The sequence below is a fragment of the Streptomyces sp. NPDC001219 genome, from assembly GCF_053597915.1.
This window is the reverse complement of sequence record NZ_JBSFJF010000004.1, coordinates 88,926-103,945: the sequence shown is the minus strand read 5'-3', so window position 1 is coordinate 103,945 and position 15,020 is coordinate 88,926. Positions and strand designations below refer to the sequence as shown.

12 protein-coding genes, 1 pseudogene and 1 riboswitch are annotated in these 15,020 nt (G+C 74.0%); of the genes and pseudogenes, 8 read left to right on the top strand and 5 right to left on the bottom strand.

From position 1 onward, the window contains the following. Window positions 1–137 precede the first annotated feature (137 nt). From ACWC9R_RS03935 to ACWC9R_RS03925, 3 genes are all read left to right on the top strand, one after another. The gene (locus ACWC9R_RS03935) at window positions 138–647 is read left to right on the top strand and encodes a BlaI/MecI/CopY family transcriptional regulator (protein ID WP_450728780.1); all 510 of its coding nucleotides are present in this window, start codon (window positions 138–140) and stop codon (window positions 645–647) included. A 3-nt stretch (window positions 648–650) separates the two neighbouring features. Further along, window positions 651–1,616, top strand: a complete 966-nt coding sequence (locus ACWC9R_RS03930) for a M56 family metallopeptidase (protein WP_450728778.1) — start codon at window positions 651–653, stop codon at window positions 1,614–1,616. Window positions 1,617–2,306: 690 nt separating this feature from the next. Beyond that, window positions 2,307–3,635, top strand: coding sequence for an LCP family protein (locus ACWC9R_RS03925; RefSeq protein WP_450728875.1), 1,329 nt, complete (start codon window positions 2,307–2,309; stop codon window positions 3,633–3,635). A gap of 39 nt (window positions 3,636–3,674) precedes the next feature. On the opposite strand, the gene ACWC9R_RS03920 is transcribed toward ACWC9R_RS03925, so the two are convergent. Both ACWC9R_RS03920 and ACWC9R_RS03915 read right to left on the bottom strand, forming a co-directional pair. Further along, complete coding sequence (locus tag ACWC9R_RS03920) at window positions 3,675–4,202, bottom strand: CGNR zinc finger domain-containing protein (protein ID WP_450728776.1); 528 nt, start codon at window positions 4,200–4,202, stop codon at window positions 3,675–3,677. 395 nt (window positions 4,203–4,597) lie between these two features. After that, entirely contained in the window at window positions 4,598–4,870 is a 273-nt protein-coding gene (locus tag ACWC9R_RS03915) for a DUF1876 domain-containing protein (RefSeq protein ID WP_362600719.1), read from the bottom strand. A 229-nt stretch (window positions 4,871–5,099) separates the two neighbouring features. Here ACWC9R_RS03915 and ACWC9R_RS03910 point away from each other — a divergent pair, with 229 nt between their 5' ends. Further along, complete coding sequence (locus ACWC9R_RS03910; protein WP_450728774.1) at window positions 5,100–5,840, top strand: DUF4097 family beta strand repeat-containing protein; 741 nt, start codon at window positions 5,100–5,102, stop codon at window positions 5,838–5,840. A gap of 44 nt (window positions 5,841–5,884) precedes the next feature. Here the strand turns inward: ACWC9R_RS03910 and cobN are convergent, their stop codons facing one another. Beyond that, a complete protein-coding gene (gene cobN / locus ACWC9R_RS03905; protein ID WP_450728772.1) occupies window positions 5,885–9,496 on the bottom strand; it encodes a cobaltochelatase subunit CobN in 3,612 nt (1,203 codons plus the stop codon). 48 nt (window positions 9,497–9,544) lie between these two features. Continuing rightward, window positions 9,545–9,652, bottom strand: a riboswitch (cobalamin riboswitch). 186 nt (window positions 9,653–9,838) lie between these two features. Here cobN and ACWC9R_RS03900 point away from each other — a divergent pair. The 4 genes and pseudogenes from ACWC9R_RS03900 (at window position 9,839) to ACWC9R_RS03885 (ending at window position 14,306) form a co-directional block, all read left to right on the top strand. Next, entirely contained in the window at window positions 9,839–11,281 is a 1,443-nt protein-coding gene (locus tag ACWC9R_RS03900; protein ID WP_450728770.1) for a cobalamin biosynthesis protein CobG, read from the top strand. A 40-nt stretch (window positions 11,282–11,321) separates the two neighbouring features. Then, window positions 11,322–12,002: a precorrin-8X methylmutase gene (locus ACWC9R_RS03895; protein WP_450728874.1), complete on the top strand. Its 681-nt coding sequence runs from the start codon at window positions 11,322–11,324 to the stop codon at window positions 12,000–12,002. A gap of 2 nt (window positions 12,003–12,004) precedes the next feature. Beyond that, window positions 12,005–13,606, top strand: a complete 1,602-nt coding sequence (locus ACWC9R_RS03890) for a precorrin-2 C(20)-methyltransferase (protein ID WP_450728768.1) — start codon at window positions 12,005–12,007, stop codon at window positions 13,604–13,606. 122 nt (window positions 13,607–13,728) lie between these two features. Next, a pseudogene (locus ACWC9R_RS03885) lies at window positions 13,729–14,306 on the top strand (DUF817 family protein). A gap of 31 nt (window positions 14,307–14,337) precedes the next feature. Here ACWC9R_RS03885 and ACWC9R_RS03880 read toward each other — a convergent pair. After that, entirely contained in the window at window positions 14,338–14,718 is a 381-nt protein-coding gene (locus tag ACWC9R_RS03880) for a hypothetical protein (protein ID WP_450728766.1), read from the bottom strand. Continuing rightward, complete coding sequence (locus tag ACWC9R_RS03875; protein WP_450728764.1) at window positions 14,715–14,972, bottom strand: hypothetical protein; 258 nt, start codon at window positions 14,970–14,972, stop codon at window positions 14,715–14,717. Before ACWC9R_RS03875 ends, ACWC9R_RS03880 begins: the two co-directional genes overlap by 4 nt. Window positions 14,973–15,020: the final 48 nt, after the last annotated feature.

Sequence of the window (15,020 nt, the reverse complement as noted above, 5' to 3'; positions counted from 1 at the left end):
AGGAGTGTAGAAGTAAAGCGCCGGGAAATGTAGGCGCGGGCGCGGGCCGGACGCACCACCGTCCCGATCCGGCCACTCAGTAAGATGCCCGGACGTCCCGGCCGGCGGGACACCCGGCGCGACGGGAGGCGACGACAGTGGGCGGCGAGTCCTTCGGCGAGGCGCCGGGCGGCGGGGAAACCCCTGGCCCTGACGGGGCCGGCGGCTCCGGCCCGGAGCGCGTCCGCCGGCGCGGACAGGGCCAGCTGGAGGCCCAGGTGCTGGCCGCGCTGCACGAGGCGCCGGGCCCGGCCACCGCCGCCTCGGTGCAGGAACGACTCGGCGGCGGCCTCGCGTACACGACCGTGATGACGATCCTGTCCCGGCTGCACGCCAAGCAGGCCGTCACCCGCGAGCGGTCCGGCCGCGCCTATGTCTGGACCCCGGCCGCCGACGAGGCCGGTCTCGCGGCCCTGCGGATGCGCCGCGTCCTGGACGGCGAACCGGACCGGGACGCCGTCCTGGCCAGCTTCGTCTCCGCGCTCTCCACCCACGACGAGCAGCTGCTGCGCACGCTCCTCGACCGCGCCACGGCCGACGGCACCGGCCCCGCCGACGGCGCGGAACCGGCCCCCCACCACCCCTCGGACGAAGCCCGCGGAGGCTGACCGGTGGGCGTCTTCGTGTTCCTGCCGCTCGTCCTGCCGCTCACCGCGCTGCCGATCGCCCGGCTCGCGGAACAGCATCTCCACCCGCGCGCCACCACCCGGCTGCTCACCCTGCTCGGCGCGGTCCTCGGCCTGTGCAGCACCCTCTGCCTGGGGCTGCTGATGGTCGTCGGCACCGCCCAACTGCCCGGCAACCCGCTGCCCGACGGCTGGTCCGACCCCCAGGTTCGGGCCGCCGTCCCGGATGCCGAGGCGGTCGGCGCCGTCGCCATCCCGGCGCTGGCCGCCGCGCTCACCGCGTGCGGCGCCGCGCTGCGCCGGTACGGCCGGGTCCGGGCCCGTGCCCACCGGGCGCTGGAGCCGCTGCCGGCCGGCGCCGGCCCCGCGGTGCTGCCGGACGACGCTCCGTACGCCTACGCCGTGCCCGGCTCCCCCGCGCGCCCCGGCCGTCCGGCGCGGCCCGGCCGGATCGTGGTCTCCCACGGCATGCTGCGCAGCCTGGACGAGGACGAGCGGCGCGCCCTGTTCGCCCATGAGCGGGCCCATCTGACCTGCCGTCACCATCACTACCTGCTCGCCGTACGCCTGGCCGGCTGCGTCAACCCGCTGCTGCTGCCGCTGCGTTCCGCGGTCGCCTTCGCCACCGAGCGCTGGGCGGACGAGGAGGCGGCGCGGGCGGTCGGCGACCGGCGGCTGACCGCCCGTGCGGTGGGCCGGGCGGCGCTGGTGGCGCGGCCCGCACCGGCCGTGGGGCTGTCCCAGTTCGCCGCGCCCGAACCGGGGCCGGTGCCGCGCCGGGTGGCGGCGCTGCTCGGGCCCGTGCCGCCGGCCCGCCACTGGCCGCCGGCGCTGACCCCGGCGGGCCTGGCGGCGCTGGTCGCCGCGGCGGGCACGGCCGCCTCCGCGCTCTCCGCGCTCAACGCAGCGGTTGCGCTGTTCGTCGTTCTGAAGGCAGCAACTCCGCTCTGAGTGCACACTGATGCTTGACCTCACCGGGCCGGACCCGGCGCACCGCGCGGCACACGCTCCGCACCAGGCGACTTCTACAACCCTGTAGAACTTCCCGGTAGAGTGCGCGCAACTGCGCAACAGGCGTGGCCGGAGGGGGAGATGGCGACGAGGTGCGGACTCCTGACCTGGGACGGCCCGCCCACGGAGGCGGAGGTGCGATGGGCCGGTCAGCCGGTGGAGGCCGCATACCCGGACAGCGGTGGGGCACCGGGCCGGAGCGCCGCCCGGTGACCGGACGGCACGGGCGCGCCGTGGTGGCGGCCGTGCACCCCGCCCGGCAACACCGTTCCGCAGGCGCGGCGTTACGCCGCCACGCCCATGCTGCCGCCCGGCGCCGGTGTCTGATCCGCCCTCCGCTGCCGACGCCGCCGGTCCCGCCGGCCGCCGGAGCCACCGGAGTCACCGCGTCCTCCGTACCGCAGCATCCGCATCACCCGTATCAGAAGGACCAGAGGGGCCATCGGCGTGCATGACAAGCAGACGCACCAGGAGACGGCCCGACGGGGCGCCGACGGCGCACCCGGCTCATCCGCCGACGGCTCCCGTGGCCCCGGCGGCTCCCGCGCGTCCGGCACCCGGTCGCGCCGCAGACCCGCCGGCTCCGAGCGCCGGACCGGGGAGGGCTCCGGTAAGCCGGGCAAGCTGCGGATGACCCGACGGGGCCGCGTCCTCGCCTGGACCGGCGGTGTGCTCGGCGTCCTGCTGCTCGCCACGGCCGGCGTCGGCGCGTGGGTCTACCAGAAGCTGGACGGCAACATCCGCGGGGTGGACATCGGCCTCGACGGCGACCGGCCCGCCAACCTCAGCCCCGGCTCGAAGAACATCCTGGTCGTGGGCTCCGACAGCCGCGCCGGCGCCAATGCCAAGTACGGCCGGAACCTCACCACCATGCAGTCGGACACGCTGATGGTGCTGCACATCGCCGCCAACCGTAAGTGGGCCACCGCGGTGTCCTTCCCGCGTGACTCCTGGGTGCAGATCCCCGCCTGCGTGCGCGGCAACGGCTCGAAGTCCTCCCCGCACCACTTCAAGATCAACGAGGCGTTCTCGATCGGCGGCGACTCCGGCGACATCCGCAAGGCCGCGGCCTGCACCATCAAGACCGTCGAGCAGAACACCGGGCTGCGGATCGACCACTTCACCTCGGTCGACTTCCAGGGCTTCAAGGGGATGGTCAACGCCCTCGGCGGCATAGAGGTCTGCCCCAAGTACGCCATCCACGACAAGAAGGCCCACCTCGACATGGAGGCGGGCTGTCAGAACGTCCAGGACGAGAAGGCGCTCGGCTACGTCCGCACCCGCTACAGCGTCGGCGACGGCTCCGACCTCGGGCGCATCGGCCGGCAGCAGGAGTTCATGAAGGCGCTGGCCGCGAAGGCCCAGTCGAAGCTCACCAGCCCCGGTGAGCTCTACGACTTCCTGGAGTCGGCCACCAAGTCCATCACCACCGACAAGTCCCTGGCCGGGATCAAGCCGCTGTACGACCTGGCCGCGACCGTCCAGGGAGTCCCCACCAAGCGCCTCACCTTCCTGACCGTCCCCAACTACTCGCGCGAGGCCGACGTCCCCACCGACAAGGCCAATGTCGTGTGGCAGTACCCGCAGGCCGGCGGGCTGTTCAGCGATCTCGCGCACGACCGGGAGGTCGGCGCCGCCGCGAAGAAGAAGTTCGCCGAGGACGCCAAGAACCCGGTGACCGCCCGGTCCGTGCGGGTCCGGGTGCTCAACGGGACCGGCGTCCCCGGCCGGGCCGCGGCCGTCGCCGAGCAGCTGCGCAAGCTCGGCTTCTCGGTCGTCGCCACCGGCAACGCCCCGGCGGCGGACAAGACCACGCTCACCTACCCGGCAGCCCTCAAGGCCCAGAGCGCGGTGCTCACCGGCCGCCTCCCCGGCACCAAGGCGACGGAGTCCGCCGACGCGGCACCGGGCGCGCTGACGCTGACGGTCGGACCGGACTTCGCTGGGGACAAGGCCTAGAGGGACGGACGTCGGGGCGGGCGGGTCCTGCCGAAACCGCTACCGTCCGCCGCCCGGCTGCCGGGAGCGGTGGCGCATCACCGCTTCGGTGTTTCCGCAGCGTGCCGTGCAGTAGCGCCGCCGCCCGTTCCTGGAGGTGTCCACATAGGCGCGGGCGCACTCCGCGCGCAGGCACCGCCCGAGCCGTGCTCCGCCTTCCCAGCACAGGACGAAGGCCAGGCCACCGGCGGTGACCGCCCTGACCCTGGAGAGCACGTCGGCCGAGTCGGGCACGAAGTGCAGATGGGGCTGGAGGCCGTCGTGGGTGGTCACCCAGGGGCGGATGGTCGCCGCCACCAGCAGGGCGTTCACGGCTGAGCACTGCTCGTCGGCGTCGGCGGTGCCGAAGACGCGGGCCAGTTGGTCCCGCCAGCGCCGGAAGCCGTCCACATCGGCGTCGGCGACCGCCGGGCGGCGGATCTCGTGCGTCTCCAGCAGGCTCTGCACGCGTGCCGCGGTCATCTCGGGCAGGTTGATCAGGTCGGCCGACAGCACGGCCCCGAGTCGGCCGTAGTGATGCTGGTTCACGTGGCCTTCCCGGGCGTCACGGAACCCCACCGTCCGCGGTGTGGTGCTCTGCCTCCGGGCTCACCCGGATCAGCTCGATGTCCGAGCGGGCGATGAGCCATCCACCGGTGTGGCACCACAGGTACCGCACCATGCCCTCGGACGTGAGGTGTTCCGAAACCGGTCGGCAGGGTTCGGAGGAGAGGCCGCATACGGGACACCACCACGGTTCACACTGCTCATCTGGGAGTCGTGCCATGTCCGCCAGCGTGCGGTCATGGGTCAAACACATTCAACCATTACATAAACGGCCGGGACCGGCGTCGGTCCCTGCGGGCAGGGCGGGGCGGGCGCAGCGCGTCATGCCGACGGGACGCCGGCCCGGTCCGCGGATCGGCGTCCGGGTGCGGAAGGCCTCAGGCGCGCAGGCGTTCCACCGGCCGGGCCGTGTGTACCTCGATGTCGTGCGCGGCCCGCTGGAGCAGCTGATGGCTGAGGTCGGACATCGCCCGCGCCACGGCCAGCTCGTCGCCGATGTCCGGGACGTTCTCGTCGGCGGGGTTGCAGCGCGCCGCTCCCTGGCCGACCATCTGGCCGCCTTCCTTGCCCCGCAGCCTGGCCTCGGCCCTGATCTCGCTGTCGGTCTCGGTGATGGTGATCTCGGCGTTCCATGTCTTCGTGGCAGTCACCGGAAGCCTCCTCGTCCACGCATGAGCAGCATGGGAACCGCCCCCACGAAAATCCTCGCACCGGCGCCCGCGGGCCGCACCTGGGGCTGGCCTGGGGCTCACCGCACCGCGATCCGGGGGTTTTCCTCATGGTCCGGCGGCGCTCGCGGTCATAACGTCGTCATGGCGGGGGAGCAGGCGGGGCACGGGCCCGCACCTCGCCAACTGCCGAACTTCTCCGGGGGAATTCATGCGTCAGCGGGTCCGCTTCACCGGCATCGTCGCCCTGGCCGCCATCGGGGCGGTCGCGCTCAGCTCCTGCGGGCTGCTGGCGGGGAAGACCTTCCAGGACGACGCCACGGTGTCACGCAAGATCACGTCGGTCCGGCTGGACAGCGGCTCGGGCGGCCTCACCGTGCGCGGCGGCAAGGGCGGCACGGACGGCGGCACGGTCGCGGTCCACCGCGCGGTCTCGTACCACGGCGCACGGCCCCAGGGCGCCGGCCACCGCGTCGAGGACGGTGTCCTGGTGCTCTCCGGCTGCGGCAGGAAGTGCTCCGTGGACTACACCCTCGACCTCCCGGCCGGCATCCCGGTGAGCGGGCGGACCTCGTCCGGGTCGGTGGAGCTGAGCAAGGTGGGCCCGGTGAAGGTGACCACCAGCTCGGGGGACATCCGGCTGGACGGGGTGACCGGCACGGTCGACGCCCGGACCAGCAACGGCCGGATCACCGGCCACGGGCTGTCGGGCGCGCGCATCACGGCCGAGACCTCCAACGGGGCGATCGATCTCACCCCCGCCACCGCGCAGAACCTCCGCGCGAAGACCTCCAACGGCGCCATCAGGCTGCGGCTGCCGAAGGGCCCCTACCGGGTCTCCGCGGAGACCGGCAACGGGGAGGAGCACATAGGCATCGCCCAGGACCCGGCGGCCCGCTTCCAGCTGGATCTGACCACCAGCAACGGGGACATCACCGCGAACGCCGCCTGACGGAGGCGCCGGGGCGGACCGCGGCCGGCCCGCCCCGCCGCGGATCAGTCCTCGCCCTCCAGCTCCCCTTCGGTGTCCAGGAAGGCCTGGCGCAGCGCCGCCAGCGTCTCGGCGTCCGGCTTCTCCCACATCCCGCGGGACTCGGCCTCCAGGAGGCGTTCCGCGATCCCGTGCAGGGCCCAGGGGTTGGCCTCCTGGAGGAAGGCGCGGTTCTCGGGGTCCAGGACGTAGGTCTGCGCGAGCTTGTCGTACATCCAGTCGGCGACCACACCCGTGGTGGCGTCGTAGCCGAACAGGTAGTCCACGGTGGCGGCGAGTTCGAAGGCGCCCTTGTAGCCGTGGCGGCGCATCGCCTCGATCCAGCGGGGGTTGACCACCCGGGCGCGGAAGACCCGGGAGGTCTCCTCGACCAGGCTGCGGGTGCGGACCGTCTCCGGGCGGGTGGAGTCACCGATGTACGCCTCGGGGGCCTTGCCCTTGAGCGCCTTGACGGTGGCGACCATGCCGCCGTGGTACTGGAAGTAGTCGTCGGAGTCCGCGATGTCGTGCTCGCGGGTGTCAGTGTTCTTGGCGGCGACCGCGATGCGCTTGTAGGCGGTCTCCATCTCGTCCCGGGCCGGGCGGCCCTCCAGACCGCGGCCGTAGGCGTAGCCGCCCCAGACCGTGTAGACCTCGGCGAGGTCGGCGTCGGTGCGCCAGTCGCGGGAGTCGATCAGCTGGAGCAGACCCGCGCCGTACGTCCCCGGGCGGGAGCCGAAGATGCGGGTGGTGGCGCGGCGTTCGTCGCCGTGCTCGGCCAGGTCGGCCTGCGCGTGGGCGCGGACGAAGTTGGACTCCGCGGGCTCGTCCAGGCCGGCGACCAGCCGTACGGCGTCGTCGAGCAGGCCGATGACGTGCGGGAAGGCGTCGCGGAAGAAGCCGGAGATGCGCAGCGTGACATCGATACGGGGGCGGCCGAGTTCGGCGAGCGGGATGGGCTCCAGCCCGTTGACCCGGCGCGAGGCGTCGTCCCACAGGGGGCGGACGCCCAGCAGCGCCAGCGCCTCGGCGACATCGTCACCCGATGTCCGCATGGCGCTGGTGCCCCACAGCGAGAGGCCGACGGACTGCGGCCAGTCGCCGTTGTCGTCGCGGTAGCGCGCCAGCAGGGAGTCGGCGAGGGCCTGTCCGGTCTCCCAGGCGAGGCGGGAGGGCACGGCCTTGGGGTCGACGGAGTAGAAGTTCCGGCCCGTCGGCAGCACGTTGACCAGGCCGCGGAGCGGGGAGCCGGAGGGACCGGCCGGGACGAAGCCGCCGTTGAGGGCGTGCACGGCGTGGTCGATCTCGTCGGTGGTGGCGGCGAGGCGCGGGACGACCTCGCGGGCGGCGAAGGCGAGGATGTCGGCGACCGCGGCCGGGTGCCCCTCGGCGGTCCCGGCCACCGCGGCCGGGTCCCAGTCCGCGTCCTCCATCACCTGGACCAGCGCACGGGCGGTGGCCTCGGCCTCGTCGGCGGTCGTACGGGTCGCCGCGGACTCGTCCAGCCCGAGCGCCTCGCGCAGACCGGGGAGGGCGGAGGTGCCGCCCCAGATCTGGCGGGCGCGCAGGATGGAGAGCACGAGGTTGACCCGTGCCTCGCCGGCCGGCGCACCGCCCAGGACGTGCAGTCCGTCGCGGATCTGGGCGTCCTTGACCTCGCACAGCCAGCCGTCGACGTGCAGCAGGAAGTCGTCGAAGCCGTCGTCGTCGGGGCGTTCGTCCATCCCCAGGTCGTGGTCGAGCTTGGCGGCCTGGATCAGCGTCCAGATCTGGGCGCGGATGGCGGGCAGCTTCGCCGGGTCCATCGCGGAGATCGACGCGTACTCGTCGAGGAGCTGCTCCAGGCGCGCGATGTCGCCGTAGGACTCGGCGCGGGCCATCGGCGGGACGAGGTGGTCGACGAGAGTGGCGTGCACCCGGCGCTTGGCCTGGGTGCCCTCGCCCGGGTCGTTGACCAGGAACGGGTAGACGAGTGGCAGGTCACCGAGGGCGGCGTCCGGGCCGCAGGCCGCGGACAGGCCGGCGTTCTTGCCGGGCAGCCACTCCAGGTTGCCGTGCTTGCCCAGGTGGACCATGGCGTCCGCGCCGAAGCCGCCGTCCTCGGCGGAGGCCGCGATCCAGCGGTACGCCGCCAAGTAGTGGTGCGAGGGCGGCAGATCGGGGTCGTGGTAGATCGCGATCGGGTTCTCGCCGAAGCCGCGCGGCGGCTGGATGAGGACCAGCAGGTTGCCGCGGCGCAGCGCGGCCAGCACGATGTCGCCGTCGGGGTTGCGGCTGCGGTCGACGAACATCTCGCCGGGCGGCGGCCCCCAGTGCTCCTCGACGGAGTCCCGCAGCTCCTTGGGCAGCGTGGCGTACCAGCGCTTGTAGTCGGCGGCCGGGATACGGACCGGGTTGCGGGCGAGCTGCTCCTCGGTGAGCCACTCCTGGTCGTGGCCGCCGGCCTCGATGAGGGCGTAGATCAGCTCGTCACCGTCGCCGGACTCCAGGCCCGGGACCGGCTCGGCGCTCTCGTCGCCGAAGTCGTAGCCGTCCGCCCGGAGACGGCGCAGCAGCGCCACGGCACTGGCCGGGGTGTCCAGGCCGACCGCGTTGCCGATCCGGGAGTGCTTGGTCGGGTAGGCGGACAGCACCAGCGCGAGGCGCTTCTCCGCGGCCGGGATGTGGCGCAGCCGCGCGTGCCGGACGGCGATCCCGGCGACCCGGGCGGCGCGCTCGGGGTCGGCGACGTAGACCGGCAGACCGTCCTCGTCGACCTCCTTGAAGGAGAACGGGACGGTGATCAGCCGGCCGTCGAACTCGGGCACCGCGATCTGCGAGGCGGCGTCCAGCGGCGACAGCCCCTCGTCGTTCTCCTCCCAGGCGCTGCGCGGCCCGGTCAGGCACAGGGCCTGCAGGATCGGCACGTCCAGGGCGGCCAGCGCGCCCGCGTCCCAGGACTCGTCGTCGCCCCCGGCGGAGGCGTCGGCCGGCTTGCTGCCGCCCGCCGCGAGGACCGTGGTGACCAGGGCGTCGGCGCTCCGCAGTGCCTCGATCAGCTCCGGCTCGGGGGCCCGGAGGGAGGCGACGAACAGCGGCCGGGCCCGCCCGCCGGCCGCCTCGATCTGCTCGCACAGGGTCCGTACGAAGGCGGTGTTGCCGCTCATGTGGTGGGCGCGGTAGTAGAGCACGGCGACCAGCGGGCCGCTCTCGTTGCGGCCTTCCCAGTCCAGCGGGCCCCAGGACGGGGCGGGCTCCGGCGGCTCGAAGCCGTGGCCGGTCAGCAGCACCGTGTCGGAGAGGAAGCGGGCGAGCTGGTCGAGGTTGGCGGGGCCGCCGTGCGCGAGGTAGGCGTGCGCCTCGGCCGCGATGCCGACCGGGACCGTGGACTGCTCCATGAGCTGGGCGTCGGGGGCCTGTTCACCGGTGAGCACGACGACCGGCCGGTGCTGGTCCTCGGCGAGCAGCACCTCCAGGCCCTCCTCCCAGGCGCGGATGCCGCCGAGGAGGCGTACGACGACGAGGTCGGTGCCCTCCAGCAGCGCGGGGAGTTCGGCGACGTCGAGCCGGGCGGGGTTGGCGAGCCGGTACGGCACGGGGCCCGTGGCCGCGCGGGCGCTGAGCAGGTCGGTGTCGGAGGTCGACAGCAGCAGAAGCATGCGAGCGCAGGCCTTCCTCGGGGTATCCGCGCCCCGGGTGGTCGTAGGGACGGCAGGAGTTCCTGGCTCACCCGGCGTCTGCCGGGCTCACAGTGGCGGGACCGCGCCGGATTCTCACCGGGCTTCCTCCCCAAGGCCGTAAGGCCCTGCGCCGTCGCTGGCGTCGGTGGGCCGTCCGACCCACCGACCTGCATAGTAAGGGCTGCGGCCGAGCGAGGTAAGCGGGCCTCCGGACCGGCCCCGCGGCGACGGGGGCGCGTGCCCGGTACCCGAATCCGGGTCGGGTGCCCGGCCGGCTCCGGCCCGGATGGGCCACCCGCCTCCGTGGGTATGCTCGCGGCCATGCCGCCCTCCCCCTCACTACGGCCCCAAGGCGCCGAACCGCCCATACGGGACCGCGGTGACGCCTGCCCGGGAGCGCTGCGGCTGCACTCCGCCGCCGACGGTCACCTCGCCCGAGTGCGACTGCCCGCCGGGGATTTGACGGTGCGTCAGGCAGAGGCGCTGGCCGATGCCGCCGACCGGCTCGGCGACGGCCGGCTCTCGCTCACCTCCCGCGGCAACGCGGAACTCCGCGGCCTCCCGGAGGGCTGCGGGGGACAGCTCGCCGCCCTGCTGCGCGACGCCGGTCTGCTGCCCTCCGAGCGCCACGAACGCATCCGCAACATCCTCGCCTCCCCGCTCGCCGGACTGGACCGTCACACCCCCGCTGACGTGCGGTTGTGGGCCCGTGAGCTGGACGGACTGCTCTGCGCGAGCGAGTCCGCGACCGCGCTGTCGGGCCGCTTCCTCTTCGTCCTGGACGACGGACGGGGCGATGTGGCGGCGCTCGGCGGCGATGTGAGCTTGGTCGCAGAACCAGCCGGGACCGGGGCGCCGACGGCGCACGAGGACGCGTCCGGCGCCGGCCGCCCGGCCGGGTCCGGAGCCACCGCCCTGCTCCGGGTCGGCGACGATCCGGCCGCGCTGCGGATCGCCGGCCGGGACGCCCCGCGCGCCGCGCTCACCGCCGCCGAGGCCTTCCTGACCGCCGCCGGATCGAGCGGCAGCGGCGCCTGGCGGATACGTGAACTCCCGGACGGCCACGGCCTGACCGCCCGCACCGTCGCGGACCGGCTGCACGCGGCGGGCATCGGGGCGGTGCCGGTGGCCGGGACCGCGGCGGGGACGCACACCGCGGCCGCCGACTCCTCCGCTCCGGGCATCGTCGAGGGCCGCGACGGGGCCCGCGCGCTCTCCGTGCTCGCGCCGCTGGGGCGGCTGTCGGTCGCGCAGTGGCGGCTGCTGACCGCCCTCGCCGCCGAGGACGGTGCGGGCGCGCTCCGCCTCACGCCCTGGCGCGGCATCGTCGTCCCGGGACTGTCCGCCGCGACGGCGCCCGCCCGCCTGCGTGAGCTGTCCGCCGCCGGGCTGGTCACCGCCCCGGACTCCCCCTGGCACCGCATCGGCGCCTGCACCGGCCGCCCCGGCTGCGCCAAGTCCCGTACCGACGTACGGGCGGACGCGACGGCCGCGGTCACGGCGGGCACCCCCGTGCCCGGCCCCGTCTCCGCCGCCCGCCCCGGCCCCGGCGAACCGGGAGCGGACGACGCCGCCCTCCGGCACCTCCCCGTGTACTGGTCCGGCTGCGAACGCCGCTGCGGCCATCCGCACGGCGCCTGGGTCGACGTGCTGGCGACGGCGGAGGGCTACCGGGTCTCGGTCGTGCGGCCGGAGACCGCGCCCGCCCCGCACCCCGCACCGGCGGCGGCACCCTCCGCCGCTCCGTCCCCCGCCACCTCATGAACCGCCCCCGACCCACGGCTCCATGCCCCACCTCAGCTCCATGCCCCACCTCCACCACCGCCCCGTACCCGACAACCCCGAGGCCACAGTGACCGCGTTCGACTACGAGAAGGACGGTGCGGCGATCTACCGCCAGTCCTTCGCCACCATCCGCGCCGAGGCGGACCTCGCCGGCCTGCCCGCCGACGTCAGCCGGGTCGCGGTCCGGATGATCCACGCCTGCGGCATGGTCGACCTGGTACGCGATCTGGCCTTCACCCCCGAGGTCGTGGCCCGCGGCCGCGCGGCGCTGCAGGCCGGTGCGCCGATCCTCTGCGACGCCAACATGGTGGCCAGCGGCGTCACCCGGAAGCGGCTGCCGGCCGGCAACGAGGTCCTGTGCACCCTCACCGACCCGTCGGTCCCTGACCTCGCCGCCACGATGGGGACGACCCGCAGCGCCGCCGCCCTGGAGCTGTGGCGGGACCGGATGGAAGGGGCCGTGGTCGCGTTCGGCAACGCCCCCACCGCGCTGTTCCGGTTCCTCGAAATGATCGAGGAGGGCGCGCCCCGCCCCGCCGCCGTCATCGGGATACCCGTCGGCTTCATCGGCGCCGCGGAGTCGAAGGACGCCCTGATCGCCCACCCGTCGGAGCTGGACCACCTCGTGGTGCGCGGACGCCGGGGCGGCAGCGCCATGGCCGCCGCCGCGATCAACGCCATGGCAAGCGAGGAAGAGTGAGCGTGAGCGAGCAGCAGCCGACCGGTCGGCTCTACGGTGTGGGCCTCGGCCCCGGCGACCCGTCCCTCATGACGGTCCGGGCGGTCGAGATCATCGCCGAGGCCGACGTCATCGCCTACCACAGCGCCCGGCACGGACGGTCCATCGCGCGTTCCATCGCCGCCCGGCACCTCCGCGCCGACCACATCGAGGAAGCGCTGATCTACCCGGTCACCACCGAGTCGACCGACCACCCCGGCGGCTACCGGGGCGCGCTGGACGAGTTCTACGAGACCGCAGCGGCCCGCCTCGCCGCGCACCTCGACGCCGGCCGCACCGTCGCCGTCATCTCCGAGGGCGACCCGCTCTTCTACGGCTCCTACCAGCACATGCACAAGCGGCTGGCCCACCGCTATCCCACCGAGGTCATCCCCGGCGTCACCTCCATCAGCGCCGCAGCGGCCCGCCTGGGCAAGCCGCTCGCCGAGGCCGACGAGGTGCTGACGATCCTTCCCGGCACGCTCCCGGAGGAGGAACTGACCGCCCGCCTGGCCGCCACCGACACCGCGGTCGTCATGAAGCTGGGCCGCACCTTCCCCACCGTCCGCCGCGCCATGGAACGCTCCGGCCGCCTCCCGGAGGCCCACTACGTCGAGCGCGCGACGATGTCCGGCGAACGCACCGAGAAGCTGGCCGACCTCGACGCGGAGACGGTCCCGTACTTCTCCGTCAGCGTGCTGCCGAGCCGGATCGCGGACCTGCCGCCCGGCACGGGGACGAGTGCGGGCACCGAGACGGCGACGGCTGACACGGCCGTCGACGCGAGCGCGGCCACGCCCACGGCGACGACCGCGGCCGACGAGGCCGCCTCCGCCCCCGGCGAGGTCGTCGTCGTCGGCACCGGCCCGGCCGGCCCGCTCTGGCTGACCCCCGAGTCCCGCGGCGCCCTGGCCGCCGCCGAGGACCTCGTCGGCTACGCGACCTACCTGGACCGCGTCCCGGTACGCCCCGGCCAGCGCCGCCACGCCTCCGACAACAAGGTCGAGTCCGAGCGCGCCGAACTCGCCCTCGACCTGGCCCGGCGCGGCCGCCGGGTGGCCGTGGTCTCCGGCGGCGACCCGGGCATCTTCGCGATGGCCACCGCCGTCCTGGAGGTCGCCTGCCAGGCCCCCTACCGCGCCATCCCCGTACGGGTCCTGCCCGGCGTCACCGCCGCCAACGCCGCCGCGGCCCGCGCCGGCGCCCCGCTCGGTCACGACTACGCGGTCATCTCCCTCTCCGACCGCCTCAAGCCGTGGGAGGTCATCGCCGAACGCCTGCACGCCGCGGCCGGCGCCGACCTGGCCCTCGCCCTCTACAACCCCGGCTCCCGCAGCCGCACCTGGCAGGTCGGCAAGGCCCGCGAACTCCTCCTGGAGCACCGCGCCCCCGACACCCCCGTCATCCTCGCCCGCGACATCGGCGGCCCCGGGGAATCGGTCCGCACGGTCCGCCTCGCCGACCTCGACCCCCACCAGGTCGACATGCGCACCCTCCTGCTCGTGGGCTCGTCCCAGACCCAGGCGGTACGCCGCGACAACGGAACCGAGGTCGTCTGGACCCCGCGGAGGTACCCGGAGGGGTGAGGCTGGCGGCCGGGCCGGGGCTCCGTTCGCCTCGCGCGGACGCCGGAGCCCCGGCCGGGCCTGTGACCTGCGCGGACCACACTTCTCGCAACCCCTCCCGGCACCGCCGCGTCTCCCGCCACATGCACGCGATTCCGGCCCGCGTACAGCAACTGCTGATCTTCACACGGCTCCAGACGAGCAGCTGCGCGTTCGCGGTCGCGCTGCTCTCGGGGGTCGCGCTGTCCACCGTGCTGCCCCAGTTGCCCGTGGCCAGATACGACCTGCTGCTCGTCTACGGGCTGCTGCTCACGCTGGTGTTCCGCCTCCGCTGATGGACCTGGAACTGGTCCGTTACCGCCCCCGCGCCACCACGGCCGTCGCCGTGGCCATCTACGTGAACTTCTTCAGCCACCACTGGCTGCCCGACCTGCGCTGGCCCCTCGCCGCCCTGCTCGTCGCGGTCACCGCGGGCACCTGGGTCCGCTTCGGCGTGGGTAAGGCGCGCTACCGCATGCCGCTGGCCCTGTCCTTCGCGCTGATCGGCTTCTTCCTGTGGCTGGCCGAGAACATCGCCACCTACCTGGGCGCCTGGCGCTACCCGCACCAGCTCCACGGGTGGCAGCCGGTCGCCCCGGAGAAGTTCGGCTCATGGGCGCTCCTGATCAGCGTCACGTTCGTCATCGTGGCGGCGACCCGGCGGGGGCGGGGCTCCGGGTGAGCCATAGAAGGGAGGTGCCGAAGGGGTGCGGTCAGGCGGTGAGATCCAGCACTCGGACCGGTTCGCCGTGCCAGCGCTTCGGGGCGGTGGTGGCGACAATCGCGCCGTCGGGCCGGTCGGGCGTGGGCTGGGCCGCGTGGTGACTGTGGGCAGCAGCCCACGTCTCCTGACCCGCTAAGGCCAAGGCCGCGGGCAGATCCAGGTCCAGGACGGTGATACCGGGCAGGGAGGCAAGAGGCTCGGCCGTACCGGGCCGTGCGCGGTCGGCTTCGACGAGCGCGCAGGCCGGCGCGTAGAGGTACCAGCCGGGCTCGGCGTGCGCGCGATGGATGAGCCGGGAGGCGAGGACATTGCCCTGTCCGGCCGCGATCATCGCGGTCTCGTCCAGGACGATGTGCAGCGCATCGGTCACGGGCCGGTCACCTGCGCCAGCCGCCGGTCGAGCTCACCATCCAGGTCCTTCTGTTGCGCCGAAGTGGGGGCGTACCCATTCCAGCTCTTCAGCGCGGTGAGCGCCTTTGCCGCGCGCTCTGCACGCTCAGCCGGGGTCAGCAGGGATTCGGCGAGGCGCGCCAGGTAGGCACGCAGAGACAGACCCTCGGCGGCCGCGATCGCGGCAAGCCGGTCCTTGGCTTCCTCGGGGATGCGTACGTTGGCATCGGGCATCATCGTGCTCCTTCCCTCTTCCCCAGGGTACGGGTACGTACCCGTACC